The 25631-nt window shown below is 56.8% G+C and carries 25 protein-coding genes and 1 pseudogene; 13 read left to right on the forward strand and 13 right to left on the reverse strand.

Annotation, left to right across the window (positions count from 1 at the left end):
- Positions 1 to 29: 29 nt before the first annotated feature.
- From P4G45_RS13785 to P4G45_RS13800, 4 genes are all read right to left on the reverse strand, one after another.
- Positions 30 to 1667: an ATP-binding cassette domain-containing protein gene (locus tag P4G45_RS13785; RefSeq protein ID WP_348267055.1), complete on the reverse strand. Its 1638-nt coding sequence runs from the start codon at positions 1665 to 1667 to the stop codon at positions 30 to 32.
- A gap of 68 nt (positions 1668 to 1735) precedes the next feature.
- Complete coding sequence (locus P4G45_RS13790) at positions 1736 to 2251, reverse strand: VIT1/CCC1 transporter family protein (RefSeq protein WP_348267056.1); 516 nt, start codon at positions 2249 to 2251, stop codon at positions 1736 to 1738.
- An 89-nt stretch (positions 2252 to 2340) separates the two neighbouring features.
- Positions 2341 to 3858 carry a DEAD/DEAH box helicase gene (locus P4G45_RS13795; protein ID WP_348267057.1) on the reverse strand — a complete coding sequence of 506 codons (1518 nt, stop codon included), beginning with the start codon at positions 3856 to 3858 and terminating at the stop codon, positions 2341 to 2343.
- A gap of 342 nt (positions 3859 to 4200) precedes the next feature.
- On the reverse strand, positions 4201 to 5127 hold the full coding sequence (locus tag P4G45_RS13800; RefSeq protein ID WP_348267058.1) for a glycosyltransferase family 2 protein: 927 nt from the start codon (positions 5125 to 5127) through the stop codon (positions 4201 to 4203).
- A gap of 218 nt (positions 5128 to 5345) precedes the next feature.
- On the opposite strand from P4G45_RS13800, the gene P4G45_RS13805 reads away from it, so the two are divergent.
- From P4G45_RS13805 to P4G45_RS13815, 4 genes and pseudogenes are all read left to right on the forward strand, one after another.
- Entirely contained in the window at positions 5346 to 6728 is a 1383-nt protein-coding gene (locus P4G45_RS13805) for an oligosaccharide flippase family protein (RefSeq protein WP_348267059.1), read from the forward strand.
- 70 nt (positions 6729 to 6798) lie between these two features.
- Positions 6799 to 8058 (forward strand): glycosyltransferase family 9 protein, encoded by a 1260-nt coding sequence (locus tag P4G45_RS13810; protein WP_348267060.1) that lies wholly within the window; start codon positions 6799 to 6801, stop codon positions 8056 to 8058.
- 13 nt (positions 8059 to 8071) lie between these two features.
- Positions 8072 to 8332 (forward strand): annotated as a pseudogene (locus tag P4G45_RS17065) (glycosyltransferase); the annotation flags it as partial.
- 27 nt (positions 8333 to 8359) lie between these two features.
- On the forward strand, positions 8360 to 9022 hold the full coding sequence (locus tag P4G45_RS13815; protein ID WP_373694213.1) for a hypothetical protein: 663 nt from the start codon (positions 8360 to 8362) through the stop codon (positions 9020 to 9022).
- Between the two features lie 60 nt (positions 9023 to 9082).
- On the opposite strand, the gene msrA is transcribed toward P4G45_RS13815, so the two are convergent.
- The 3 genes from msrA to scpB all read right to left on the reverse strand — a co-directional run bounded on the left by msrA (position 9083) and on the right by scpB (position 11994).
- Complete coding sequence (gene msrA, locus P4G45_RS13820) at positions 9083 to 9559, reverse strand: peptide-methionine (S)-S-oxide reductase MsrA (protein WP_348267061.1); 477 nt, start codon at positions 9557 to 9559, stop codon at positions 9083 to 9085.
- Positions 9560 to 9826: 267 nt separating this feature from the next.
- Positions 9827 to 10765 (reverse strand): pseudouridine synthase, encoded by a 939-nt coding sequence (locus P4G45_RS13825; protein ID WP_348267062.1) that lies wholly within the window; start codon positions 10763 to 10765, stop codon positions 9827 to 9829.
- Positions 10766 to 10926: 161 nt separating this feature from the next.
- The gene (gene scpB / locus P4G45_RS13830) at positions 10927 to 11994 is read right to left on the reverse strand and encodes an SMC-Scp complex subunit ScpB (protein WP_348267063.1); all 1068 of its coding nucleotides are present in this window, start codon (positions 11992 to 11994) and stop codon (positions 10927 to 10929) included.
- Positions 11995 to 12071: 77 nt separating this feature from the next.
- Here scpB and P4G45_RS13835 point away from each other — a divergent pair, with 77 nt between their 5' ends.
- The 3 genes from P4G45_RS13835 to P4G45_RS13845 all read left to right on the forward strand — a co-directional run bounded on the left by P4G45_RS13835 (position 12072) and on the right by P4G45_RS13845 (position 14970).
- Positions 12072 to 12569 (forward strand): O-acetyl-ADP-ribose deacetylase, encoded by a 498-nt coding sequence (locus tag P4G45_RS13835; protein WP_348267064.1) that lies wholly within the window; start codon positions 12072 to 12074, stop codon positions 12567 to 12569.
- A 392-nt stretch (positions 12570 to 12961) separates the two neighbouring features.
- Complete coding sequence (locus P4G45_RS13840; RefSeq protein ID WP_348267065.1) at positions 12962 to 14203, forward strand: sodium:proton antiporter; 1242 nt, start codon at positions 12962 to 12964, stop codon at positions 14201 to 14203.
- Between the two features lie 38 nt (positions 14204 to 14241).
- On the forward strand, positions 14242 to 14970 hold the full coding sequence (locus P4G45_RS13845; RefSeq protein WP_348267066.1) for a hypothetical protein: 729 nt from the start codon (positions 14242 to 14244) through the stop codon (positions 14968 to 14970).
- 27 nt (positions 14971 to 14997) lie between these two features.
- On the opposite strand, the gene P4G45_RS13850 is transcribed toward P4G45_RS13845, so the two are convergent.
- From P4G45_RS13850 to P4G45_RS13875, 6 genes are all read right to left on the reverse strand, one after another.
- The gene (locus P4G45_RS13850) at positions 14998 to 15984 is read right to left on the reverse strand and encodes a segregation/condensation protein A (RefSeq protein ID WP_348267067.1); all 987 of its coding nucleotides are present in this window, start codon (positions 15982 to 15984) and stop codon (positions 14998 to 15000) included.
- A 2-nt stretch (positions 15985 to 15986) separates the two neighbouring features.
- A complete protein-coding gene (gene trpS / locus P4G45_RS13855; protein WP_348267068.1) occupies positions 15987 to 17156 on the reverse strand; it encodes a tryptophan--tRNA ligase in 1170 nt (389 codons plus the stop codon).
- Positions 17157 to 17232: 76 nt separating this feature from the next.
- Positions 17233 to 17934: a site-2 protease family protein gene (locus tag P4G45_RS13860; protein WP_348267069.1), complete on the reverse strand. Its 702-nt coding sequence runs from the start codon at positions 17932 to 17934 to the stop codon at positions 17233 to 17235.
- A 4-nt stretch (positions 17935 to 17938) separates the two neighbouring features.
- The gene (locus P4G45_RS13865) at positions 17939 to 18739 is read right to left on the reverse strand and encodes an acyltransferase (RefSeq protein ID WP_348267070.1); all 801 of its coding nucleotides are present in this window, start codon (positions 18737 to 18739) and stop codon (positions 17939 to 17941) included.
- 20 nt (positions 18740 to 18759) lie between these two features.
- Positions 18760 to 19488, reverse strand: a complete 729-nt coding sequence (locus P4G45_RS13870; RefSeq protein WP_348267071.1) for an SIMPL domain-containing protein — start codon at positions 19486 to 19488, stop codon at positions 18760 to 18762.
- A complete protein-coding gene (locus P4G45_RS13875) occupies positions 19485 to 19667 on the reverse strand; it encodes a hypothetical protein (protein WP_348267072.1) in 183 nt (60 codons plus the stop codon). Before P4G45_RS13875 ends, P4G45_RS13870 begins: the two co-directional genes overlap by 4 nt.
- A gap of 115 nt (positions 19668 to 19782) precedes the next feature.
- Here P4G45_RS13875 and P4G45_RS13880 point away from each other — a divergent pair, with 115 nt between their 5' ends.
- The 6 genes from P4G45_RS13880 (at position 19783) to moaA (ending at position 25600) form a co-directional block, all read left to right on the forward strand.
- Complete coding sequence (locus P4G45_RS13880) at positions 19783 to 20055, forward strand: hypothetical protein (protein ID WP_348267073.1); 273 nt, start codon at positions 19783 to 19785, stop codon at positions 20053 to 20055.
- A 203-nt stretch (positions 20056 to 20258) separates the two neighbouring features.
- Positions 20259 to 20543 carry a hypothetical protein gene (locus tag P4G45_RS13885; protein ID WP_348267074.1) on the forward strand — a complete coding sequence of 95 codons (285 nt, stop codon included), beginning with the start codon at positions 20259 to 20261 and terminating at the stop codon, positions 20541 to 20543.
- 106 nt (positions 20544 to 20649) lie between these two features.
- The gene (locus tag P4G45_RS13890; protein WP_348267075.1) at positions 20650 to 22647 is read left to right on the forward strand and encodes a (Fe-S)-binding protein; all 1998 of its coding nucleotides are present in this window, start codon (positions 20650 to 20652) and stop codon (positions 22645 to 22647) included.
- Positions 22644 to 23408 (forward strand): electron transfer flavoprotein subunit beta/FixA family protein, encoded by a 765-nt coding sequence (locus P4G45_RS13895; RefSeq protein WP_348267076.1) that lies wholly within the window; start codon positions 22644 to 22646, stop codon positions 23406 to 23408. Before P4G45_RS13890 ends, P4G45_RS13895 begins: the two co-directional genes overlap by 4 nt.
- Entirely contained in the window at positions 23405 to 24376 is a 972-nt protein-coding gene (locus P4G45_RS13900) for an electron transfer flavoprotein subunit alpha/FixB family protein (RefSeq protein ID WP_348267077.1), read from the forward strand. Before P4G45_RS13895 ends, P4G45_RS13900 begins: the two co-directional genes overlap by 4 nt.
- A 105-nt stretch (positions 24377 to 24481) precedes the next feature.
- Entirely contained in the window at positions 24482 to 25600 is a 1119-nt protein-coding gene (moaA, locus tag P4G45_RS13905) for a GTP 3',8-cyclase MoaA (RefSeq protein ID WP_348267078.1), read from the forward strand.
- The last annotated feature ends 31 nt before the right edge of the window (positions 25601 to 25631 follow it).

The following is a 25631-nucleotide window of genomic DNA, read 5'->3' on the forward strand; positions in this document are numbered from 1 at the left end:
GCCATGCTATTCAGCTTCCGCACAAATGGCTACTTCGCAACCATTTGGAGCTGCTGCTGGTACTCCTCGTACGGGCCCTTATGGTCGGTGATGCGGAAGTTGTTGGGACCGCCTTCGAAGTGCCAGATGCGCGTTCCGGCCTCTTCGATGAGGTCCTGGTCGTGAGTGACGAGGAAGACTGTTCCTTCGTACTTCTGGATGGCCTGGTTGAGCGCGTTAATGCTCTCGAGGTCAAGATGGTTCGTCGGCTCGTCAAGGACAAGGACGTTAGGTTTCTGCAGCATGATCTTGCAGAAAAGCAGACGTGCCGCCTCGCCTCCAGACAGGGCGTCGGTCTTTTTGAGGCCTTCTTCGCCCTTGAACAACATCTGGCCAAGAATGCCGCGAATGTCTTCCTTCGTAGCCGTGGGGTCGAACTGGTGGAGCCAATCGCTGGCCGTCATGCCCAGCTGAATCGAACCCTTGTGGTCCTGCGCGAAGTACCCGATCGAGACTTCGTGACCCCATTTGACGGAGCCGGAATCGATGGAGACATCCTTCTCTTCGATGCCGGGGCCGTTGGCCAGAAGTGCCTTGAGAAGCGTGGTCTTGCCTTGTCCGTTGCGACCCATGAGGATGATTTTGTCGCCACGTTGAACGGCCGCGGAGAAGTTATCAATGACGTGCTCGACCTTGCCGTCCTTCTGCACATAGGTCTTGTTAACATTCTCGAACTCGAGGACGTTTTTGCCCGAGGGCCGTTCCATTTTGAAGCTGATGAAGGGGCGCGCGATGTTGGAGCGTGCCAGCTCGGATGTTGCCAGGCGCTCGACTTCTTTCTTGCGCGAGTTCACCTGCGAGCTACGGGTACCGGCGCTGAAGCGGGCGATGAAGTCGTTGAGCTGCGCAATCTTCTTTTCGCGCTGCTCGTTCTGACTCTCGATGCGGGTGCGGACGCTGGTCTTCTGGAAGACCATGTCGTCGTAGCCACCGTTGTAGGTGATGATGGTCTCGTAGTCGATATCGGCGATATGCGTGCAGACATTGTTGAGGAAGTGCCGGTCGTGCGAGATCGTAATGACAGTGCCGTTGTAGCGGTTGAGGAAGTCCTCTAGCCAGTGGATCGATTCGAGGTCGAGATAGTTCGTAGGCTCGTCGAGCAGAAGCGCCTGGGGGTTGCCGAAGAGCGCCTGCGCAAGCAGGACGCGGACCTTCTGACCGCCCTGAAGCTCGGACATATGGCGCTCGTGAACCTCGTCGGGGATGTCGAGACCTTGTAGCAGGACTGCGGCGTTGGACTCGGCTTCGTATCCGTCCTCGTCGCCGACAATGCCTTCGAGTTCGCCGAGACGGCTGCCGTCTTCATCGGTCATCTCCGGCTTGGCGTAGATCACCTCGCGCTCTTCAAGTGCCGCCCAGAGGGCCTTGTTGCCCATGATGACGGTGTCGATGACGCGGTAGGAGTCGAAGGCGTACTGGTCCTGCGAGAGGACGCCGATCTTTTTGGGGCGCACGACGTTGCCCTTTTGGGCATCGATCTCGCCGGTGAGGACCTTCATGAAGGTCGATTTTCCGGCGCCGTTCGGACCGGTAAGGCCGTAGCGGCGGCCTTGGGTAAAAGTAACGGAGACATCCTCGAAGAGCAGCTTCGAGCCGTAGCGCATAGTGACATTAGAGACTGAGATCATGGGATTCCTTCTATTTTACAGGGCTTTGCGTTGCGGCGCGGTGAACGGCGCAGAGTTCGTGGAGTTCATTAGGACTGGCCGATGAGCACTCCCGCGGCGAAGACAAGACCACCGCCGACAATGACTTGCAGGCACGACAGCCCAAAGCTCGTCTTGAAGTAACGGTGGCGAATCAGAGCAATGACGACAAGCTCCACTCCGACGACGGCATAGGCCCACGTCAGTGCGGTGTGGACGTTGGGAATCAGAAACGGAAGCGTGTGCAGGAAGCCGCCGATGAAGGTCATCAGGCCGGTAACGAGGCCGCGAAAGACCGGATTTCCTCGGCCAGTAAGTTCGCCATCGTCGGAAAGCCCTTCGGAAAAGGCCATCGAAATTCCTGCACCAACGGCGGAAGCCGCCCCGATAAGAAAGACAGTGCGGGAGTTATGCGTGGCGAAAGCAGTCGCGAAGATCGGCGCAAGAGTCGAGACGGAGCCGTCCATAAGCCCCGCAAGTCCCGGCTGGACGATGCGCAGGACAAAACTCTTGTCGTTTTCGACAACTTCCGAGAGTTCGCTCAGGTTGGGGATATTTTCGGACATTTGCTGATGTGGATCTAAGAAAAATACTGCAAAACCGCTGCTCCGCTCTGCGGCTGGTTGGCACGCAGAGCGAAGCGCGATTGGTTTCGTTATTGACCGCGGCGGGCTGGGCCGGAGCGGCTGCTACCTGGGCGGCTGCTTGAGCGGCCGTTTGCACCGGGACCACGTCCACCGGCGCTTCGTCCACCGGAGAATCCGCCGCCACCGCTCTTGGCGCGGCTGCGGAAGCCACTGCCGCTTCCCTTTGCCGCCTTGTAGGGGCTGGGGTTCGCGGCCATGGGAGCAACAGGATCGTTGCCGCGCCAGGTGCGAGTCTCGAGCTGCATCAGATTCTGTCCCTGAGTTGTTGTGTCAAGGGGTTGATTGCGCAGTTCCTTCTCAAGGTTCTTATCGGCTTCGCGCCACTCGAACTTGATCTTCAGTTCGCGCTCGAGCTTGCGGGCGTCGTGCTTCTCCTGGGGCATGACGAAGGTGGTCGCCACGCCCTTCTTGCCGGCGCGGCCGGTACGGCCGATGCGGTGAACGAAGTCCTCGGAGGCATTCGGCAGGTCGTAGTTGATGACGTGCGCAATGTCGTTGACATCGATGCCGCGTGCTGCAACGTCAGTGGCGACGAGAACGCGATGCTTGCCATTTTGGAAGCCTTTGAGAGCTGCGCTACGCTGCGACTGGCTGCGGTCGCCATGAATTACGTCGGCATCGTGGCCAAGCCTTTCGAGCTTCTTCGAGATGCGGTCGGCGCCATGCTTGGTGCGGGAGAAGACGAGAAACGTCCCCTCCTCTTCCCGCAGCATCTGGTCGAGCAGGCCGAGCTTTTGTTCCTGCATGACGGTGTAGACGCGAAGCTCCACGCGATCAGAAGGCTTCGAGGTCTGTCCGATCTCGATGCGGACTGGCTTGTTGACGTAGTCGCGAACGATCTCGCGGATATTGGCATCGAGCGTCGCCGAATAGCACATCGTCTGCCGGGTCTTCGGCACTGCGCCGACGATGCGGCGGATGGCGGGCAGAAAGCCCATATCCAACATGCGGTCCACTTCGTCGAGCACAAGCATCTCAACTGCATTGATGTTGATCTCGCGGCGGCGGAGGAAGTCTTCGAGCCGTCCCGGAGTGGCAACGACGAGGCGCGGGCCGCGGTCGAGCTGGTCGAGTTGGTTGTTCTCCGACAGTCCGCCGCAGACGAGCACAGCATCGTTCTTCGAGCCGGGAACGAGCTTCCAATATGCCTCGAGCACCTGCATCGCAAGTTCACGGGTGGGAAGTAAAATCAGCGCGCGAATCGGGCCCCGTTTGCCACGTGTGCTTGGCACAGAGTTCGCGTCCATGCGCTCGATCATCGGGATGAGGAAGCTGAGCGTCTTGCCAGTACCGGTGGAGGCGGTAGCGAGAATATCGGCGCCTTCAAGTGCAGGCGGAATGGCTTTGGCCTGAACCGGCGTCGGAGTCGTAAATCCGGCGGTGGTCAGGCGATTCTTCAGCGAGTCCGAGATGTTGAAGTCGGTAAAACAGACGTTGTTCGAATCGAGAGAAACCGACGTGGAGTTGGCGATGACGCGAGGTTCAGCCTGTGTAAGTTCTTGTACTTCAAGAGTTGCGGTAGTCAAGTAATGTCCTTTGGGGGAGTTAAAGAGATCAGCGAAGGGATGCAGGGGTGCCGAGGCACCATGGTTTCTGATATCAGCATTGCTGTCGATTATCGAAGCGCTGCTGCTGCGCGGCGAGACCTGTCCTGTGACAAGCCTTCCAGCCAGAGCAACCAGCGCGGCTTCCGATTTTTTGAAGGAAGATGAGCGGTGGGGAGAGGCGACTCGCAGTCTCTGGCCAAACCCCTAATTCCATCAAGGGTCTTTGCCTGCGAAGCCTGCACCTGTCTTTCCAGAGTGCATAATCAGAATACCACAGATCTGGGCTTTGATAACCACAAGGTTAAGCCTGCGAAAGCTAAGTCAGGCTTTGTCGAGCCTGCCCATACGGCCGCGAAGACCATCCGCAATACCTCTACTTGCATAGCAGAACTTATCCCACTTCCGGTTCTCGGCAAGAATACATTTCACAAAATCTTTGGAGCTGAAGAAGAAGAGCTTGAAGCAGAAGAAAGGAAATTGCTTCCAATATTTCTTCGTGACCCAAACCTTATTGCGCTCTTGGTAGTAGCGGCGTACCGGACTGTAGTTGGAAGTTTGAAACAGATACTTTCCTCTGAATTTATGAACCCTGGGCGTACCTGGCGAGTGAAGTAACAGCGCCTGATCACATTCCTCAATGAAATAACCGTGACTGCGCAGCCGGAGACTGTATTCGTAGTCAACCGCATCGATAAAAAGGTCCTCCTCGAATGGCCCATGCTGATGGAAGGACGAGATTCGCATCAAGGTTCCCGACGTCATAGCAGCCTCAAGCCCACCTGTCTTGACGACAACCGCAGGTAGATCGGAACTTGAACGCTTGTCGATATATCGAGGGACAAGTATACCGAGACGCTCCCCTCTCAGGTTGCCATCAAAAGCCTGGAGCATGGAATTCATGAAGCCTTCAGTCACGCAACTATCCTGGTCGAAGAGAATCACCCACTGAAATGAGTTGGCGTCAGCCAGACGGATGCCCGTGTTCAACGCAGCCGCAATACCAAGATTCTCTCGGTTCTCGACCAATTCAAAACCAATCTGAGAGCTTGCGGTACGCAGAAGATCGACCGATGGAACTGGGGAACCGTTGTCCACAACGATCAAACCTTGGACCTGCGGTCGCAACTTAGTAAGATTTTCAATTACGTCGGGGTCCGGGTGAAATGTAACCACCACGGCACAAACGCCGTTCATTTCCATGCCTGTGATCTCTTCTGGATGACCGGGCAGCCAATCCGTTGTTCGCATCAAGTTTATTCTATCGCTGCATGGATGCACTCAAAATAGATGGCCAATTGCCATTTAGATTCCCACTTAAAAATCAACGGAAGTCAGGGTGGCTATTCTGTTTTGAACTAATAACTCGCCTCGCTCTAATGTGTCTGTCTCGGCCCTCGACGAAATAAGCAGCACATGCGACACGCCGCTACGCACGTAGGTAGAATGAGCATAAGAATCTGGAGTTTATGCATCTGATACAGCGCGTTCGTCGCCACTTGAACAAAGATACGAGACTGGCACGCATCCTTCATGGAGGCGCCTCAGCGTTGATAAGCCGGGGTGTCGCACTGTTGGTGAATGCAGTGACCCTCCCTCTAACGATCCGGTATCTTGGCCCACTGGAATATGGCATCTGGGTGACCATCAGTACGACGGTCGTCATGTTGGCGGTTATGGATCTGGGAGTGGCCAACACGCTTACGAATATGATTTCGCGAGCGTACGCAATGGACGATCGGGCAGCTGCTCAACGCTACTATGCAACGGCCTTCTGGATCAGTTCGAGTATCAGCACTGTTCTTGGCCTAATCAGCCTGCTTTTGTGGCCACGCATCAACTGGGGGGCGCTCTTTCATCTTCAAGACGCCATGCTAATTCATGAGGTCTCGCTGTGCGTCGCGATTGCGCTCGGATTCTTTCTCCTGAGCCTTCCGCTGAACTTGGTGCACCGGATACTGGGCGGATATCAGCAGACGCAAATTACAAATTATTTCAACCTGTTGAGTAATGGGCTATCACTCACAACCATTTTGGTAGTCATCAAGCTGCACGGATCATTGGTCATGCTCATGCTGATGTACTCCGGCTCATTGCTGCTGGGCAGTATAGCTCTGAATATCTGGGTGAATTTGTGGGACAGGCGATGGCTCATGCCCGCACCTCGATTCATACGACGCGCGGTCATCGGCGATTTGATGAGTTCAGGGATGGGATTTTTTATACTTCAGCTTGCAGGCATTGTTGTTTACAACTCGGACAATCTCATCATCACTCACTATCTAGGAGCGGCGGACGTGACTCCGTACAGCGTGACCTGGAGACTCGCAGGATACGCCGCGGTGCTCCAGACAGCTGTTTTGCCCTCGCTATGGCCGGCGTACTCTGAGGCCTACGCACGAGGCGACTATGATTGGGTGCGCCGAATGTTCTGGAACACTGTGCGGATCGCGATGGGAGCAGTGACTGTGGCCGTTCTGATCCTGACTTTTTGTGGGCGATGGCTGATTCGATGGTATGCCGGTCCTGCTGGCGTTCCAAGTGAGCTACTGCTATGTGCCATCTGCACATGGACGCTGATATGCGCAGGGATGGACCTTGAAGCTTGTTTATTGGCGGCAATCAACCGCGTAAGAGCTCAAGGTATCCTTTCCGCAATCGCGGCGGCACTCAATATCATTCTCTCGATCTACCTGGTAAAAAGACTGGGCAGTCTCGGTGTGATCCTTGGGACAATGCTCTCTTACCTGCTGATCCTGGTGGTGCCACAAACTATCATTGTGTGGCAGGCGCTCTATCGACCTCCACAGACCGCCGCGATTTCAGACATGCAGGATCAGCAGCATGCTTAAGCGCTTATTGAAACCGGTATTAGGTCCGACGTATCGAAATATCTATCTGCCACTCCTGGATCGGTCAGGCATGTTGACCTTTCGCTGGAGTGTCAACTTGGCTCGCGCCCTCCGCATCCTGCCGCAGTCCACTTCAATCGCACAGGAGGCCGAAGAACGTTTTTTGATCGTAAACCTTACGCCGCATCTGGGCGATTCGATCATGATGATGCCAATGATCGAATCCTTGCGCAAGGCACATCCTCAATCCAGGATTGAATGCGCTGTAGAGGCTTCGATCGCTCCACTTTTGCGGGAGATGCCAATTGTCGATTGTGTCTACGCTCTGAGATTGGGCAACATCCCTCCGATAACACGTGCACTCGTAACGCATCGCATCTTGCGCATTGCGCAATATTACCGACAGCAGATGCGTTGCAGCGCACCCACAACGTGCGTCATGCCAAGGTGGGGTGATGACCTCTTCCGATCGAATATCCTCGGGTATCTGACAGGAGCTAGACGCCGTATAGGCTTTGCCTCAGATGTGAGCGCCGCTCAGCAACATCCGCTGCCCTATCGCGATGCACTGTTGACTGAACTGATACACGGCGGCCGTGGAGTGCACGAACCGGAAAAGTTCTGCCTTCTCTTGAGGGAAGCTGGATTAATCCCAAATGCCAATTCCGGAGAAGCAAGCACTCAGGTAATCGCCTCACTCCAACACATTGCCGACAAGACAGACTGGCCTAATCTAGCAGAGCGGGTTGGAGTGGACAGAAATCTGCCTTTTGCAGTCGTCGCGCCGGGTGCAAGTATGCCAAAGCGACAATGGCCAATCGAATATTGGGCCGAGGTAATGGCGGACCTTCGCGCCAAAGACATGAAGGTCGTGGTGCTAACGGGCGCTCCAGACGCGAACCTAGCAAAGCAGTTGCACGAACTGAGTGGAGGCTGGGCCACGCTGGTTGCCGGAAAAACCAGTGTGGTGGAATCAGTTGCGCTGATATCACATGCGAAGATGTTCTTTGGCAATGACTCCGGCCCGGGACATATCGCCGGGGCATTGGGCGTTCCAACCTTCATTCTTTTTATCGCAGAAGAAAATTGCGATCCCGATGGACCGTCTGCGCCGGAACGTATCCATCCTATTGGACCGCACGTGGTATTTTGCCGGCCAGCGAAATGCCTCCCTCCCTGCGTCTCGTGCTGCGAGGCAGAAGAGGCACATTGCATCAAAACAATATTGCCATCGGATGTGATTGAATCAACTTCACGCAAAAGGACAAGCGACGGATTCGTTACAACCATGACAGGACGGACTGGACGCGAAATTGAGCATACTGCCTGAGATCGAAATACTGTTGGCGACGTATAACGGCGAGCGATTCCTATCAGAGCAGATCGACTCTATTCTCGCGCAGGATTATGCAAATGTACGGGTCCTCGCGCGAGATGACGGATCGGATGACGGCACAGCAGCCATTCTTGAGGAGTATGCAAGCCGGTTCCCCGAACGCTTCCGGGTTATGCCTTCCAGTCCAGGAACGGGGCATCCAAAGTGGAATTTCCTGCGTCTCATGGAAGCATCGACAGCCGAGTATGTATGTTTCGCTGATCAGGACGATGTATGGCTGCCGCAAAAGCTATCGATGACGATGCAGGCGATGAAGCGACTGGAAGCTCGATACGGCAGGGAACTTCCGCTCCTTGCATTTACCGATCTCCGCGTGGTCAATGAGCAATTGGAGACACAGCACGAATCCTATTGGAAACTCCATCGCATGAACCCGCGTCAAGCCAATCATTTCGCTCGGCTACTTGGTCAGAATGTCGTTACCGGATGCACCGCTATGCTAAACCGGCCATTGCTGAAGATGGCACTTCGTATGCCGGACGAGGCGGAGATGCATGACGGTTGGACGGCTCTGCTGGCAGCGGCATTTGGGGCAAGCGAACCCGTCCTGACGCAGACAATGCTCTATCGGCAACACTGCCATAACATCCTGGGAGCTGCCAAACCGGAGCCCCAATTGAAGGTGCCCAAACTACGCCACCACCAGGAACGACAGAAGCGATGGCAGATGAGTGAGCGACAAGCCAAAGCACTACTGCGCATCCATGGCGCCGAGTTGATGGCAGACAAGCGAAGGATATTGGAAGCTTTTGTACAGTGCGGAGAGAGCGGCAACAGACTGTCACGAATTGGAACAGCTCTGCGTCATGGTTTCTATGTGCCGTGGGTGAGAAACAACCTGTCCATGCTCTGGTACCTGTGGGATCTAAAAGCAGCAAAAGTTACGCCGCAAAAATAACATCGGCCAACGATGAAATCGCCGGCCGATATTCTTAGTGTTCCCAATCTTGCCGATTCGTTAGATATGACAGCTCACCATGCCCCGCTTCTCGAGATAGCGCTGATGGTATTCCTCAGCTTTCCAGAAGGCTTTGCTCGGCTCAACCTTCGTCGCAATCGGTTGACGATAGGTGCCGGAGGCATTCAGTTCGGCGATCTTCGCTCTTGCCTCTGCGGCCTGCTCGTCGGAGTGGGTAAAAATGACGCTGCGGTACTGCGTTCCCCAGTCCGGCCCCTGTCGATTGATCTGGGTCGGATCGTGAAGCGCAAAAAATGCGTCGAGGAGTGTCTCGTAGGAGAGGCGGGATGGGTCAAACGTAACTTGAACGACTTCCGCGTGGCCGGTGCGGTCGGTGCAAACTTCCTGATAGGTTGGGTGTTCGAGGTCTCCGCCTTCGTATCCTACTGCTGTGTCGATGACTCCGATAAGTTCGCTGAAACGGGTTTCCACACCCCAAAAACATCCTGCTCCAAATGTTGCCTTTTCGATTGCCACGTATTACTCCTTTACTGATTCATTGGATGCGCGACGTACGCGTTTGTCATCGCCCTCCGGATGAATAGCTCGAGTATTTTGTGCCTTGGAAGACACCAGCGTCAAGTGCACCGGATGGCACAAACCCTGTAAGGCGAAAATCTGCCTGGCGAAAGAATCAAGGCATCCGTTTGTACAACTTAGGCAATTCCCATCCCGCCTACGGCGAAGCCACTTGCTAAGGCCAGCAGCAAGATAACTAAATCAATTGCAAGCGGAAAAGAGAAGCTAAACTGGCCGTCGTCGCGGAGCTGTGGATTTCCCCACAAACGTTCGGCGCGGCCTGCTCGATTTCGGCTTCGCGGGCGTTTTGAGCTGCGCAAACTCGGGTGTCTTCTTCTTCGGGACGACTTTCTGGCCCTTGGCCGCGCGTCCCAGCGCCGTCACTTCGCCCGGCGTCAGTTCGCGAAACTCGCCCGGAGGCACATCGAGACGCAACGCGCCGTAGCCGATGCGGCGAATCTTTTCAACATGGTGCCCAATCTCCTCGAACATCTTTCGAAGCTGGCGATTGCGGCCTTCGGTAAGCGTCAGTTCATACCAGGGATTATCCCCGCCACGGACGAGTTCGAGCTTTGCCGGAGCCGTAATGACCCGGTCGCGCCGTCCGCTGCGGACTTCGTTGAGCCGCCCACGATCAATCATGATGCCGCGCCGGATCTGGTCGAGCCCGCTGGCAGGCGGCTGTCCGCTAATTTTGACGAGGTACGTCTTCTCCACCCCCGCAGCAGCCTTCGAGAGCGAGTTTGCCAGTTCGCCATCGTTGGTCATCAAAAGCAGTCCTTCGGAGAGATAATCCAGCCGCCCGACAGGATAGAGCCGCACATGGTCGCCATGCGGCCCCTTCTGCTTCGTCATCAGCTCCATGACGGTGGGGCGCTTCTCCGGATCGTCGAGCGTGGTGACGTAGCCTCGCGGCTTGTTGAGCATGTAATAGCGCTGCTGCTCGCGGCCATGCAGCAGCTTACCGTCGACGCGGATGTGATCTTTTGAGATATCGTGACGGGTGCCCAGCTCTTTAATGACATTGCCGTTCACCTGCACGCGACCATCGAGGATGATCTGTTCGGCCTTGCGGCGGCTGGCGATACCGGCTTGCGCAAGAATCTTCTGGAGACGGTCGCCCTGAGGGGCTTCCTCGGGCTGTTTTACGCTTTTCGTGGTCATATTCCTGGCTTTCTGACTGCGGGGCTGCTCATCGCGGTCGGGTACTTCTCTGTAGATTGTATCTGCTGCGTAAATAGTTGTATCTCAGAACGCTGGTGATCTGGCGCCCTCATCATTGATCAATGTCTCTCGCTGGCGTCAAAGGCTTTATAAAAGCTACTTCATTGAGGCTCTGGTTCAGCGGCCCCCTCATGATCCTCTTCAGGTTTGTCGAGCGGGTCATTCTCTCCATCGCTGTCGACAGGTTCTTTCGAAGCGTCCAGTGGATCATCGAGCGGGTTGTCCTCCGGATCGGGACTGCCGTCCGCCTGAAGCGCATGGGTGTGTCGCTCGGCGTCGATGGCGTGCGCCCCTTCTTCACGATCCCCCGGAGCCTCTCCCGCTTCAGCATGATGCTCCATGGGAATCTCTTCCTGCTCGGCCAGTTCTCCGGCCATCTTCTCGAACTCTTCGATGCTGGGCAGCTCGTTGATGTCCTTGAGGCCAAAGCGCAGGAGAAAGTCACGTGTCGTCTTATAGAGGATCGGGCGGCCGATCACCTGCTTGCGGCCGGCGGTAGTGACCAGCTTGCGCGCCATCAGACTGCCCAGAACGCCGCCCGAATCGACACCGCGAATCTCCGAGATCTCGGGTGCCGTGACCGGCTGTTTGTAAGCCACCACCGCCAGGGTCTCCAGCGCCTGCAGCGAAAGCTTCAGCGGTGGTTTCAGCGATTTGACGAAGCCGCGGACAGCATCGTGATACTCCGGCTTGGTGGCAAGACGATAGCCGCTGGCGACCTCACGAATTTCAAGACCACGGTCGCCGGTCGCATAATCCTTAACAAGCTGGTCGAGCATAGCCCGGAAATAGTCCCGCAGGCGGCGTTCCTTCTCCTTGGCCTCGCGTGCAATCTTCTTTTCGTCGGGGACCGGGACGGCATCCGCAGGAGCTTCGCTTCTTGGTTCTGCGGCTTCGGTCGAATGCAGTTCTCCAGCCGAAGGTACCGCTTCGCTTAACGGAGAAGACGCTCCCCCCTCTTCCTCGATTCCTTCTTCCTGGTCAAGAACCTCGTTGTTGAGGATATCGACGCCCGCCGAAGCCTCTTGCAGATCAAGCGATTGCTGAGCGGCCTCAATCTGGTCGAGTTCAGCCTGGGCTTCATGCCCCAGCAGGCCGACAAGTTGAGCCAGAGTGACTGGCTCTTCCGAGGCATAGATGACGGCTTCGATCTTGGCTTTAAGGCTCATAGTTTATTCCCTAAGCATACCAACGCCGCACCCGTTCGACGCGATCTCAATAGTATGTTTCAGCATGGAGGGTAAAAATGGCACGAATGGAAGTCGTTCGCGGAGACATTACACAGCTTGCCGTCGACGCAATCGTAAACGCGGCCAACAACTCCCTGCTCGGCGGAGGCGGGGTCGACGGCGCAATTCACAGGGCAGCGGGTAAGGAACTTCTCAGAGCGTGCGAAAAGCTCCACGGCTGCGCAACCGGTTCGGCCAAGGCCACGTCTGGCTTCGATCTCCCGGCAAAGTGGATCTTCCATGCCGTGGGTCCGGTCTGGAGCGGCGGCTCCCACGGCGAAGCCGACCTGCTGGCGGGCTGCTACCGCCGCTGCATGGAGCTAGCCGGCGAGCACAACGCGAAGTCCATCGCATTCCCGGCGATCTCGACCGGCATCTATCGCTTCCCCCTTCAGCAGGCAGCGGAGATCGCCGTCCACACAGTTCGCCAGCATCTGCAAAGCAGCGACGTAGACCGGGTAATTTTCTGCTGCTTCGACGATGCAACGGTTGAGGTCTACCAGAAAATCGTTTAGGGAGTCGCACGGCGACTCGCATGCCGGAGACCGAGGTGGCATTCTTTTGCATAAATGGAAAAACTTTGCCCACAATCGGTCTCCGAAAGACACGGATCAGGAGCTTTTTACGGTTATGCTTTGGCCTGAAAATTGCTTAATTTCGATTATGTTTCACCTTATGTTCACCGACACCGAATTCACGGCAGCGCTGCCAATGGGTCAAGCGCTGTCATGCAGGAACCAGTCTCGCTGATGCTGATGGGTACGGGGATGCTCGGCTAGCCGCCGCGCTTCGCCGCAGACTAAGCTAGTAGGATGCAGAAGCATAGAAAGCCCCGGCCCATAAGCCGGGGCTCTTTGTTTTGTACTCTTACTTCCAGAATAAGTTGAACATGCGATAGGCTGACACCTTGACCCTCTTTGCCCTGCTTAGCGTGATCGTCTGCCTCGCCGCGCTCTTCGGTCTGGTGAGCAACCGCTTCCTGCGCCTTCCTCCTACCATCGGCACGCTCGCTCTCTCGGTTGTCGCCGTCTCCATCCTCACCGTACTCGGCAAACACCTTCCCGGCATCCAGGACTTCGCCACGAAGCTTGTTCAGTCCATCGATTTCAACGCCATCGTTTTGCACGGGATGCTTGCCTTCCTGCTCTTCGCGGGTGCCCTGCATCTCGATCTCGGGCGTCTGAAGAAACAGGCTTTCCCAGTCGCCGCGCTCTCGGTAGTCGGCACTATACTTGCCACCCTCTTCGTTGCAGGCCTACTCTGGCTGATCCTGCACCTCTGCCGCATGGCTGCCGACGTCCCGACCTGCCTCATCTTCGGCGCACTCATCTCGCCCACCGACCCCGTCGCTGTGCTCGAAATGCTGCGCCGCGTCAAAGCCCCCGCCGAGGTGCAAACCCTGCTCGGCGGCGAATCGCTCTTCAACGATGGCGTCGGCGCCGTCCTCTTCCTTGCGCTCCTCGAGGCATCCGGCCCACATGGAATGCCTTCTCTCTCGCGTTTTTCCATCCTGTTCCTACTCGAAGCCGGTGGTGGTCTCGCGCTGGGGCTCATCGCAGGGTACGCCGTCTCGCGCCTGATTCGCCTAAGCGACGACTACACTCTTCGCACCCTGCTCACCCTCGCCCTGGCCATGGGCGGATACGCTCTTGCGGACGCACTGCACCTCTCCGCGCCGCTCGAAGCCGTCGCCGCTGGCCTCATGGTCAGCTACCGCGCACATGCCGTTTCCACACCTGTCCGGCAGGAAGTTGCTGATTTCTGGGCTCTACTCGATGACATGCTCAATGTCGTTCTGTTCCTTCTGCTCGGGTTCGCCATGATCTTGGTGCCCTTCTCAACGCGCCTCTTCGTCGCTGGCCTGCTGACCATTCCTGCCGTTCTGCTGGCGCGCGCAGCATCGGTCGCGGTCGTCCTGTTCCCTCTCCGCCGCTATGTAGACCGCTTCGGAGCCCTGTGCGCCGTGCTTACCTGGGGAGGGCTCCGCGGCGCGCTTTCCGTCGCCCTCGTCCTGACGTTGGCGCATCGCGCCGGGGCAATCGAACTGCTGTCGATCACCTACACCGTTGTCGTATTCTCTGTCCTCGCGCAGGGTCTCACCATGGTCCCGCTCCTCCGCCGGTTGGGATATGCCCGCACACAAGTATGATGGGACCGCAGAAAAAAATCAGAGCGGAGCAGGCGAAAATGCCGTCAGAGATACGCACGCACAGGTCCATTCTCCAGAAGTCCCTCACCCTCTGCCTCGCTCTCACCCCCTTCGCCACGGCGCAAACAGTTCCCCACTCTCCGGCGGCAATTCATCTGGTGGGAGTCCGCGCCGTACTGGACAAAACTCTCGACGCCCGAAAGGTAAAAGAGGGAGACACCGTCCTCGCCAGGCCCGAGGTAAAGATTCACCTTGGCGATGGCGTCGACCTCGAGACCAACAGCAAACTGCTCGGACGCGTCGATACCGTCCAACCGTCGCTCAGCAAGAGCGACTCCACTGTAACCGTGACCTTCGACAGGATCCAGTTGAAGGATGGCCGCCAAATCCCGATCAAGGCGACCATTCTCTGGATCGGCCAGCCTCCCAGCCTCCTCAACCCAACCGTCGTCTCCGCCGCCGCCGATCGAACCACGCCCGGCGTAGGCGTCGGTGCCGGGATGACCGGAACACCACCCGCGCAAGGTTATCAAGGTTCAGAAATAGCCGGTCCGCCGAAGCGTCACCAGGATCGGCCCGCCCCTGCCCCCGCGCCAACCGGCGTCTTCTCGCAAACCAATGCAATTCCTGGCATTAACTTCACCAGCGACATCCGCAAGCCGGAATCCGGTTCGTTCAATTCCTCAGGCCGAAACGTGAACATCCCCGCAGGGACTGTCTTCGCCTTCGCCCTTGCGGCTCTGCCCACCAATGCGCCGAATCCATAGCAATCGGCCCAAAGCAGCAATAGCTCACTACCGCCAATCGTCCCGGGCCTGCGCCTGATCGGCAAAGACAGCATCGAAGTTATCCGTCTTCTTGATAAGGATGTCGCCCTCCTGCATCGGCTGATGCAATAGCACCGCCTGTAGACGCACCAATTCCAGCATCGCCAGAAACATGCAGATCAGCGCGCGCTCGGTATGGGTATTGTGCAGCAGCCGCCGTAGGCTCACCGGCTTCTCTTCCATCAGGAGCCGCCGCTTCACATAATCGATCATCTGTGCGACAGTCACGGACTCCTCGTCCACATTCAGGACTGGCCGCTCCCGTAGACGGCTCAAAATATCCTGGAACACGCGCACCAGATCAACGGTATCGGCGGCAATCTCGCGTTCGGCGCCGGCCGCCTCTTTGAACTCGCGCATCCCCGGATTCGTCCAAGTGGCCTCTTCAATCTGTTGCTTCTGCATCAGCATCTGCGCCGCCGCCTTAAAGCGCTCATGCTCCAGCAGCCGCTCCACAAGTTCACGCCGCGGGTCTTCCGGGTCGCCGCCGAGCACATCGCTGGGGTCGCGCGGCAGCAGTGTCTTCGACTTGATATGGATCAGCAGCGAGGCCATGTAAATAAACTCGCCTGCGGCATCTACATCGGTCTGCTTCAACTGATGCGTATAGTCCAGAAACTGGCTGGTGATCCGCGCAATCGGAATGTCGTAAATATCGATATTCTGCTTGCGAATCAGGTCCAGCAGCAGATCAAGCGGCCCATCGTAGACGTGGCGTACGGTAACCGAAAAGGGCGACTGCGAAGCCTCTTCCTTGGCCGCGGAAGGCCGCTTCGGCTCCGGCGGCGCGGGGGGAACCGGCTTGGGCTGCAACTCAAAAGGCTCATGCGACTCTGCAGCATCAGGGGTCGTCGTGTCGGGTGTCGCAACAGTTTGCTCGACCGCAGCCTCTGCATGTTCTGTCTCGTGGGGCTGCTCAGACGTGCCTTCGGGATGGAGAATATCTTCAGCCATAGTTATTCGAGACCTACCACAGAGCGAACCTGCTGCATCGTTATTGCGGCACGTGCTGCTGCTCTTGTAGCGCCGTCCGCGAGAATCGCATCGACCTCAGCGGGATTCGCCTCAAAATAACGGCGGCGCTCCTGTATAGGCGCCAGCGCCTTAACTACGCCATCGGCCAGCCAGCCCTTGCACTCGATACATCCTATTCCAGCAGTTGTGCAGCCTTCACGCGCCTTCTGCTGGGTCTCTTCTGTCGAAAAGACCTTATGCAGATCGAAGACCGGACAAACATCCGGATTGCCGGGGTCTTCGCGGCGAATCCGGGCCGGATCGGTGACCATTGTCTTCAGCTTCGACCGAATCTCCGGCTCCGAATCGGAGAGCAGAATCGTGTTCTTATAGCTCTTCGACATCTTGCGGCCATCGGTGCCAGGCAGCTTGGGCGAGGGCGTCAACAGGACTTCAGGCTCGGGAAGAATAGTCTCAACAAAGTACCCCGATTTGAGCTTTGTTTGATGTGCTGCCTGAACCAGTTCATGAGTGTTGAAATCGTCTTTATCGGGCTGTTTCGCGATCTTCCGCGCCTTCGTTTTGACAGCATCCAACTCCCAGGGAGCCGCGTTGGCATCAAGATAAAAACGCCCCGGATACAACGAGTTGAAACGACGCGCAATCTCGCGGGTAATCTCAACGTGTGCCTCTTGGTCTTTACCAACGGGGACATACTTGGGCTGATAAAGAAGGATGTCGGCGGACTGCAGCAGCGGGTAGCCAAGGAAGCCGAAAGTAGCGAGGTCCTTTTCTTTTAGCTGCTCCTGCTGATCCTTATAGCTGGGAACGCGCTCGAGCCAACTTAACGGTGTGATCATCCCCAACAAATCGTTAAGCTCGAAATGAGCTGGAACCTTGCTTTGAATAAAGATTGTGCAAAGCCCCGGATCAAGCCCCGCAGAGAGGAAATCGAGGGCCACATCGCGGATGTTTTGCTTGAGATTGCTTGTATCCGCATAGTCAGTCGTTAGCGCGTGATAATCCGCGATGAAGAAATAGCACTCATATTCATGCTGGAGCTTCACCCAGTTATAGAGCGCACCCATATAGTTGCCGAGATGCAACCGGCCCGTGGGACGCATACCGCTCAAAACGCGGCCGCGCGGAGTAATCGATGTATTTTCAGTCATTGCTATCAAAACCTAAGGTTACATGATGGGCTGGCTGGCGAAATCGTGTGTCGGCATTGCAGAACAACCACGGCGGTCAAAGCGTAAAAAGAAGCCGATTAAAAGTCCCCAGCAGAGGGTTGAAGAACAACGTGAAGATAAAGCTCCCTCCAATCAGAAACAGCACAATCAAACCAATCATGCCCATCCGGTCATAGAGTTGCACCGCCTTGTAGGGCAGAAAGTGCCGCAAAATATGGCTTCCGTCCAAAGGAGGAATTGGGATCAGGTTAAAGATGAACAGCAACAGATTGATAAGGATCACAAAATAAAGGAACAGAGCCACGGGGAACAATGTCGGAAGGTTCGCTGTGGAGATACCTTTCATATTGGAAGCCAGCGCTACCGCCGTCGCCACCGCCGATATCCCCCCTGCGATCACATGCTTGAGAATAATGAGCAGCAGCAGCGCCACCGTAGCCATAGCCAGATTGCTGGCAGGCCCGGCAAGCGTCACCAGGATGTCGTCCCTCTTATAATTCTTGAAGTTACGCGCCGTCACTGGCGTAGGCTTGGCCCATCCGATGAGCGGCCAATGGTAGACCAGCGCCAGTAGCGGCATAAACACCGAACCCAATGGATCAAGGTGTTTCAGCGGATTCAGCGTGACACGCCCCAGCATTTTACCCGTCGGATCGCCCAGCTTCCACGCAACCCACGCATGGGCGCACTCATGGACGCTGAAGGCAAGCACAAGTACAACAACCTGAAAAAGCACCAGCACAACTTCCTGATTCATATCTCTAGCTTATCGGAGGCTTGGCCTTCTGGCGCTTCACATGGGCAGGAATCCCCACCGAGACGCTCGCCGCAGGCACGTCACGGGTAGCGACAGCCATCGCGCCCAGCATGGCATCTTCGCCAACATTCGAGCCCGCCAGTACCGTGCCATGGTAGGTAACACGCGCCCGCGGACCAAGCTCCGTAGGCTTATTCGTCACATCCGCCTGCATGTTGATGTCATGCGTATGGCTGTAGATATTGGCATAATCTGCAACACTGGTGCCTTCATGCAGAATGATGCCGCCCCGATCGTCGAGCATGACATTCTTGTGGATCGTGCAGTTGTCTTCGATGGTCAGGTTGTAACCAAAGGTGAACTCGACATTGTGGAAGATCTTCACATGCTTGCCGACATGCTTAAAAATATGTCGCCCCAGCATGCAGCGAAAGCGGAATCCCAGCCAGTGATTCAGCCCCAACGGCGAGCGGTCGAACATCTGCCAGAACCAGATCAGCGGCTTGCGCGGTGCATACTGCGCCGGGTCGACGTCCCCATAATACTCAGGCTCAAGCGTAGCGTTGCGCGGATCGAAGGACTCAGCCAGTACGCTCGACGCTAGCTCGATCGTAAGAGTGGTCTGTTTACGTCCGCCATAAATTCGGCCGAGATAAATCTGGTGAAGTTCGTCGCGAACGATCTCGGAGCGACGGTCAATGGATTGGCAGCGAGTGAACTCTTCGTTAAGCTGTGAAAGCCAACGGAGGTAGGTGGCCTCCGCTTCAGGAGTAGGTTTGAGTTCGCGGTACGCGTGAATCGTCATAAGGCGCTTCCTTCATAGACCTATTCGATGGCGAAAACGGCGGTGACGGTGGCAGACTTTTCAATCTCGCGGGGATTGATAGCCAGTGGCTGAACCTTCTCCATCCCCATCGGCGCAGCCATGGCGCGCATCATCGGGCGAATCAGTGAGGGCTGCACCTCGTTACTGGCATAGAGCAGCACCCCTAGTTTGGCATTGAGACTCTGCGCCATCTGTTCGGCCTGCGTGCGCGCGTGCTTCAAGGCCTTGGCGGCTGCCTCAGCCTCGGGAGCGTTCTCGTCCTTGAAGCTCCAGTCAATCTGGCCGCTCTGGTTGGCACCGGCCTTGACGGCGAGATCAAGCACCTTCGCCGCCTCATTGGCATTCGTACGGACTGTCCAGCTCTGCGTCACCTGGAACTTGCGCTGCGCCTTCTCGGCGTCGCTCAGCTTTTCCACCTCATAATTCTGGACCGGAGCAACCGACTGGTTCTCGCTCTGGATCGACTCGGACGGGATACCAGCCCCAGTAAGAGCCTTGACAATGGCATTCGAGGTGCGCGATCCGGCGGCGTAGGCGGCATCGCTGCTGGGGCCATAGGCGATAAATCCGACATGAACGGTGGCGATATCCGCCATGACCGTCACCTTATCCGTCGCGGTAACGGAGATTGTGCGATTTTCCTTGCTGACCTGAATCGTCTGCGCAAAAGCGGAGACGGAGACGGCTACAGCAACAGTGCAAAGTGCGACGGCGTGGAAGACCTTCATTCTTCTTCTCCTATATTGCCGATCAGGTCGGCCATGGTGGGCTTATGTTTCGGCTTGGCTGCGAGCTTCTGTTTGGGATCGGGGAGGACGCGCTCCGGCGGCGGCGTGCCGACGCGGGCTCGCGCATTCGCCTTCACCGCTTTGATCTTCGAAAAAACCTGCTTCTTCGGCTTGCTCATCTCGACACCTGCCGGCTGCAAAGCCCACACCGATTATGCAATACTCTCTTCGCAAGGGCAGCATAACGGACGACGCAGCGAAGTAACCGTCCCAGACCCCCGGATGAGGTGCCCGATGGAAGAGCGAGATTTTTTCGATGAGCGGCCGGAACAGCGGACGCATGTAATGACCTGTCCGCATTGCGGACAGCAGGACGAGTATCAGCTGAGCTGGCTGGTACGGCGCAAAAAGCCACAGTTGCCCCGGGGAGCCGACGACCGCGATCGTGCCCGTTTCGCCAAGGCGCAGAGCTATATGGTCCGCCGCGACGATATGGTGGGCTGTAAAAACGTCCGCTGCCGGAAACGGTTTGACGTCGCCGGAATCCAGTCGGTGGCGTTTATTTAAAAAATCCCTGCTTTAGGGCACGGCGTCAGCCGTGCCCTGAGCTATTTTGTTTACTGCGCGGCTTTAGCCGCTAAGGTACATTTTCTTTAGGTTTTTTCGCTCACGCGACCGATAATGGTCTGCTGTGATTTAATGGAGCGGTATGACCCGGCGGGGTGACGCAACCTTCGAACCGGAATCACACGCAGGAGACGAGTACACCGATGGCCAACACCTTGCTGCCCCTGGAAGAGCGGAATCTGACCCCCGATCAGGTCGAACAACTGGATCGTCGCCGCCGTCGCGGCCAGCTTTTTCTGACGCTCTGCCTGCAATGTTTCGTCGTGGCATCGCTGGTCACCCTATGGGCCGGACAAGACTGGACGCTCTCTCCGGGCTGGATGCATCCCATGGTCTACTGGGATGCGATCATGTTCGCGGCGGCTCTCTTCTTTGGCGTCGTTGGCGTTCGCCTGCGTCGCGGCAGCACGGAGTTCATCAGCTATTAGGAAGGTAAGGTTCCTTCCATAGCTGACGGGCCCTTGGAACCGCCTGCGGAAGCTGTAACGGATGCGGGCCGCGCTGAGTGAGGCGCAAGTTCGCGGATGGATTCGGATGGTTGCTGTAGCATGCGTAGCGACGGTGGGTGTCCGCTCGATGGGCGCAGCTTCCATTCCCGGAATCCATCTCTCCGCAACCCTGGCCGAGCCGGTGCACTTCTCAGAGATTGAAGTCGCCCTTTTTCTCATCGCCACTGCGATTTCAGTAGCACTTTTCTTCTGGCGTTTTGGGCCCATTCTTCGGACGATCTACCGCTCAAAAAAAGATACTGACTTCTCTCTTCACCCAATCGCCCGAAGAATAGGCGACTTCGCATGGGAAGTCCTCTGCCAGGGGAAGGTCATCCGCCAGCGCCCCCTCCCCGGACTGGCGCACGCCTTCGTCTTCTGGGGATTTCTGGCGTTTGCCCTGGTAAGCCTAAACCACATCGCCAACGCCGTCGGCCTGGGCTTCCTTAGCCCCACCAGCTACATCGGCAACTTCTACTTCATCTTTGCGGCAATCTGGGCGCTGCTGGTCGCAGTCTCGATCACCGCTCTGTTTGTGCGGCGTTTTTTTGTGCGCCCCATCTGGCTAGGCAAAAAGCTCTCCTATGAATCAGGCGTAATCGCCTTCCTGATCTTCCTTCTGATGGTCAGCTATCTCGGCGCATTCTTTGTCGACGCCAGCGGAACAGCAATAAAGATTCTATGGTGGACTCACACCCTTACACTGCTGGTCTTCCTGCCGCTGATTCCTCACACCAAGCACCTTCATCTGGTCATCAGCCCGTTTACGATCTTTCTGAAACGCGATGGCTTCTCCAAGATCCCTCCACTTAACGGCGATGAAGACTTCGGCCTGGTCGCCGGCAAAGATGTGACCCAATTGATCTCGCTCCAGGTCTACAGTTGCGTTGAGTGCGGTCGCTGCACCGAGCACTGTCCCGCGTCCAACACTGGAAAGGTGCTGAACCCCAAGGAGATTATCCTCGGCACGCGTTCCTACCTGAACGAGTTCGGCCCAGCCTCCGAGACGCCATTATTGACGGATGCGCGGGTAGAATCTCCCGACAATCCGGCCGCAAAATATATGAGCATGGAAGCCGCCTTCGAGTGCACCACCTGCGGAAGTTGCGAGTACCAATGTCCCGTAGGCATTCAGCACTTACCCATCATCATCGGGCTGCGGCGCGGCGCAACCAACACCGGCGAGTGGGAAGACACGCACGGAACCAAACTTTTTCTGGCGCTTGAAAAACAAGGCAATGCTCTAGGCTTGAGCGCGATGGAGCGCGACAAATTCATCCAAAAGCAAGCGTTCCCCATCTTCGACGGAACCCAGAAGTATTGCCTCTGGCTCGGCTGCATGGGCGGATACGATCCCAAGGGCCGCGAGATTATCGCCGACTTCGCACGCGTCATGCAGCATCTCGGAACAACATTCGGCGTACTGAAAAAAGAAAAATGCACGGGCGATCCGGCGCGCCGCTTGGGCAATGATCTCCTGTTCCAGACAATGGCGGAGTTTGGATTGAAGGCATTCGAAACCGCAAAGGTTCAGAAGATCGTAGCCATCTGCCCCCATTGTGTCAGGACGATCTCGAACGACTGGCGCGAGTACGGCATCGCTCCCGAGATCGAGCATCACAGCGAATTCATGGCCCGCCATAAAGACCGCTTGCCTCAGCAGAACTCGGGCGAAAGCATCGTCTACCACGACCCCTGCTATCTTGGCCGCTATCGCGAGGTCTACGAAGAACCGCGCAAAATCGTGTCAATGGCGGGCAAGCTGGTCGAAGCCCCCCGCTCGCACGAGCGCAGCTTCTGCTGCGGCGCTGGCGGCGGACTTGCCTTCCTTGGTGAAGAGAGCGGCGAGCGCGTAAGTCACGTCCGCGCAGCCGAGCTTGCGGGTACTGGCGCGCAAATCGTGGGCACTGCCTGCCCCTTCTGCAATACCATGTTCCGCGATGCGCTTTCGGCAATGGGCGAAACTCCGCCGCAGTTGCTGGACATCGCGCAATTAACCGCCAGAGCTCTGCCGGCATCAGAGATTAAAACAGGAGTTCAATGAAGATACTCGTAGCGATAAAGCAGGTGCCGGAACGCGATGCCCCCATTAGTATTGCAGCGAACGGCAAGTGGATTGACGAGGGCGGCTTGAGCTACACCATCAACGAGCCTGATGCCTACGCACTTGAAGAAGCATTGCAGCTAAAAGAAAAAACCGGCGGCGAGGTGGTCGTACTCTGCGCCGGTCCGGAGCGCGTCACCAGCACACTCCGCGAAGCGCTGGCCAAAGGTGCCGACCGCGCCATCCACATCGAAGCCGACGACCTCGGCGAGCGCGACACGCTGGGGGTCGCCCAGTTACTCGCAGATGCGGCCAAAGCCGAATCCCCTGATTTGATACTGACAGGGTTACAATCTGACGATCTCGGCCTCGGCCAGACAGGCGTGGTCCTCGCCGAACTCTTGGGTATGCCTCACGCGACCATCATCATGCAGGTCGAAGTCACCGGCTCCAGCCTTAAGGTAAAGCGCGAACTCGAAGATGGCTGGTTTCAGCACGTCGAAATGCCTCTGCCCGCTCTGCTGACGATCCAATCCGGAGGCAACAAACTGCGCTACGCCACGCTGATGGGCATCAAAAAGGCAAAGACAAAAGAGACCAAAACGGTCCAGCCCGCAGCTTCCATATCGTCTAAGGCAGTTACTTTAGAACGCGTCTATCTTCCGGAGAAACAAAAGCAAACAGAGATGCTGACCGGGACTCCCGCCGAAGTAGCAACCAAACTGGTAGAGAAATTGAAGTTCGAAGTGAGGGTGATTTGAGCAGCGTTCTCGTATTGATGGAGCAGCGCGGTGGCATCTGGAACCGCATGAGCTTTGAAGCTCTGGCAGCAGGCCAGCAACTGGCGGCGAAGCTCGGCATCGAGTGTTCGGCTGCGGTCCTCGGCGAAAACCTTGATACCCTTGCCTCTGAGTTGACCGGAAAAAATCTGGCAAAGGTCTTCGCCGTTCAGTATGAACTCCTGAAGACCTACACCTCGGATGGCTACGTCGTCGTGCTCGAACAATTACTAAAGCACGCCGCCCCAGCTTACGTGCTTATGCCGCATACCTATCAGGTGCGCGACTTCGCTCCCGCGCTGGCAACTCGTTTCAAGCAGGTGCTCATCAGCGATGTCATCGCCATCCACGATGGTCCGATATTTGTGCGCCAGTTGCTGCAAGGCAAGTTGAACGCAGACTACAAGCACTCGAGCGCAGGCCCCTGCTTCCTGTCAGTGCAGGCCGGAACCTTCCGCGCCGAGGCCATCGAAGCCGGAACGGCAACCCTCGAAAACTTCACGCCACAACTCGAAGCCAGCCAGATTCGCAGCACACCCGGCGAGCCATTCCGCGAAGCAGCCCAGACCATCGATCTCAGTGCCGCACCCGTCATCGTCTCCGTCGGTCGCGGCATCGGCGAGCAGGAGAACATCGCCATCATCGAAGAGCTTGCCTCAGCACTCGGGGCGGAACTCGCCGCATCGCGTCCCATCTGCGACAACGGCTGGCTGCCGATGGAGCGGCAGGTCGGTAGCTCCGGCCAGACCGTCTCGCCCAAACTCTATCTTGCCGTCGGAATCTCCGGCGCCATCCAGCATCTCGTTGGGATGAAAGGCTCAAAAACCGTAATCGCAATCAATAAAGACGAGAATGCGCCCATCTTCGAGGTCGCCGACTACGGCGTCGTAGGAGACCTCTTCGAGATCGTCCCAGCCCTGACCAAAGCGGTGCTTGCGGCAAAGAGTTAACGATATTTGCAATGGATCGCCCGGCGATAGCTATACTGAGGCATATCGCAATTGCCTGCTTCCCTCCCCAAGTGAATGCATCCAATAGATGTTGAACAGAAGTCGATGGCTGACCCGATGTCCTATACAACGATTGACGATGCCGCTACCACCGTTCTGGAGCGGACTGAAGCTGACCGGGACGGTGCTCCTCAACAGGCGCAGGGCAGGCTGCGCGACAAGTTTGGCCGCGCCATCACCGATCTCCGCGTCTCGGTCACCGATCGCTGCAACTACAAATGCGTCTACTGCCGCACCGGCAACGAAGGCGCGCAATATACCGAGCTTGCCATCGCTGATTACCTGCGCATGGTCGAGCGCTTCGTCTCACTCGGCGTGGAAAAGGTACGTCTGACCGGTGGCGAACCGCTTCTGCGTCATGGCCTGGTCGAGATGGTCAGTGAGCTAGCAAAAATGCGCACAGCTTATCTACCGGACGGCACGCCAACCGAAACTGGCCATCCACTCGATATCGCGCTCACCACCAACGGCCATCTGCTGGAGGATCTGGCAAAGCCGCTGAAAGACGCTGGGCTCAATCGCATCACCGTCAGCATGGACGCCGTGGACGCGGCGACCTTTTCCGCCATCACACGCGTCCCCCGCAGCTTCGACCGAGTCATGGCAGGCATTCGACAAGCAAAAACTGTTGGCCTCGGACCCGTCAAGGTAAACTGCGTCCTCCTTCGCGGGTTCAACGATGGACAGATTGAGCAGTTCGCAGACTTCTCGCGTCGCGAAGGCATCATCGTGCGCTTCATCGAATTCATGCCGCTTGAGGAAGACCGCAGTTGGAAGCCCGAGACCGTCATCCCCATGGATGAGGTTATTACCCGGCTCAGCGCTTACCGCCCGCTGGTAGAACTTCCGCCGAATGCCGCAAGTGAGACCGCAAAGCGGTTTACCTTCGACGACGGACTCGGCGAGATCGGTATCATCGCGCCCGTATCGCGGCCCTTCTGCGGACACTGCAGCAGGGTACGACTTACATCCGATGGGAAGATACGCACCTGCCTGTTTTCGCAGAGCGACCACGATCTTTATGGAGAAATGGTCCGAGGTGGAACCGATCAGGAACTCGATGCGTATATTCGCAAAGTGGTGATGCGGAAAGAGGCACGTCATCACATCGGCGAACCAGACTTCGAGAAACCTTCTCGAAACATGGTTCATATTGGCGGATGACGTAATTCTCGATACGATGAACTGCTTAAGG

It is taken from the genome of Edaphobacter paludis (assembly GCF_039993895.1).
Taxonomy (GTDB): domain Bacteria; phylum Acidobacteriota; class Terriglobia; order Terriglobales; family Acidobacteriaceae; genus Edaphobacter; species Edaphobacter paludis.

Bases quoted from the DNA above. Each gene is read 5' to 3' on its own strand.
- P4G45_RS13895 (WP_348267076.1), top strand. From the start codon at position 22,644: ATGAAGATACTCGTAGCGATAAAGCAGGTGCCGGAACGCGATGCCCCC.
- P4G45_RS13800 (WP_348267058.1), bottom strand. From the start codon at position 5,127: ATGCGAACAACGGATTGGCTGCCCGGTCATCCAGAAGAGATCACAGGC.
- P4G45_RS13835 (WP_348267064.1), top strand. From the start codon at position 12,072: ATGGCACGAATGGAAGTCGTTCGCGGAGACATTACACAGCTTGCCGTC.
- P4G45_RS13805 (WP_348267059.1), top strand. From the start codon at position 5,346: ATGCATCTGATACAGCGCGTTCGTCGCCACTTGAACAAAGATACGAGA.
- P4G45_RS13850 (WP_348267067.1), bottom strand. From the start codon at position 15,984: ATGGCTGAAGATATTCTCCATCCCGAAGGCACGTCTGAGCAGCCCCAC.
- P4G45_RS13885 (WP_348267074.1), top strand. From the start codon at position 20,259: ATGGCCAACACCTTGCTGCCCCTGGAAGAGCGGAATCTGACCCCCGAT.
- P4G45_RS13790 (WP_348267056.1), bottom strand. From the start codon at position 2,251: ATGTCCGAAAATATCCCCAACCTGAGCGAACTCTCGGAAGTTGTCGAA.
- P4G45_RS13815 (WP_373694213.1), top strand. From the start codon at position 8,360: ATGACGATGCAGGCGATGAAGCGACTGGAAGCTCGATACGGCAGGGAA.
- P4G45_RS13845 (WP_348267066.1), top strand. From the start codon at position 14,242: ATGCCGTCAGAGATACGCACGCACAGGTCCATTCTCCAGAAGTCCCTC.
- P4G45_RS13870 (WP_348267071.1), bottom strand. From the start codon at position 19,488: ATGAAGGTCTTCCACGCCGTCGCACTTTGCACTGTTGCTGTAGCCGTC.
- P4G45_RS13880 (WP_348267073.1), top strand. From the start codon at position 19,783: ATGGAAGAGCGAGATTTTTTCGATGAGCGGCCGGAACAGCGGACGCAT.
- P4G45_RS13875 (WP_348267072.1), bottom strand. From the start codon at position 19,667: ATGAGCAAGCCGAAGAAGCAGGTTTTTTCGAAGATCAAAGCGGTGAAG.
- P4G45_RS13890 (WP_348267075.1), top strand. From the start codon at position 20,650: ATGGTTGCTGTAGCATGCGTAGCGACGGTGGGTGTCCGCTCGATGGGC.
- P4G45_RS13810 (WP_348267060.1), top strand. From the start codon at position 6,799: ATGTTGACCTTTCGCTGGAGTGTCAACTTGGCTCGCGCCCTCCGCATC.
- moaA (WP_348267078.1), top strand. From the start codon at position 24,482: ATGGCTGACCCGATGTCCTATACAACGATTGACGATGCCGCTACCACC.
- scpB (WP_348267063.1), bottom strand. From the start codon at position 11,994: ATGAGCCTTAAAGCCAAGATCGAAGCCGTCATCTATGCCTCGGAAGAG.
- P4G45_RS13865 (WP_348267070.1), bottom strand. From the start codon at position 18,739: ATGACGATTCACGCGTACCGCGAACTCAAACCTACTCCTGAAGCGGAG.
- P4G45_RS13785 (WP_348267055.1), bottom strand. From the start codon at position 1,667: ATGATCTCAGTCTCTAATGTCACTATGCGCTACGGCTCGAAGCTGCTC.
- P4G45_RS13860 (WP_348267069.1), bottom strand. From the start codon at position 17,934: ATGAATCAGGAAGTTGTGCTGGTGCTTTTTCAGGTTGTTGTACTTGTG.
- P4G45_RS13825 (WP_348267062.1), bottom strand. From the start codon at position 10,765: ATGACCACGAAAAGCGTAAAACAGCCCGAGGAAGCCCCTCAGGGCGAC.
- trpS (WP_348267068.1), bottom strand. From the start codon at position 17,156: ATGACTGAAAATACATCGATTACTCCGCGCGGCCGCGTTTTGAGCGGT.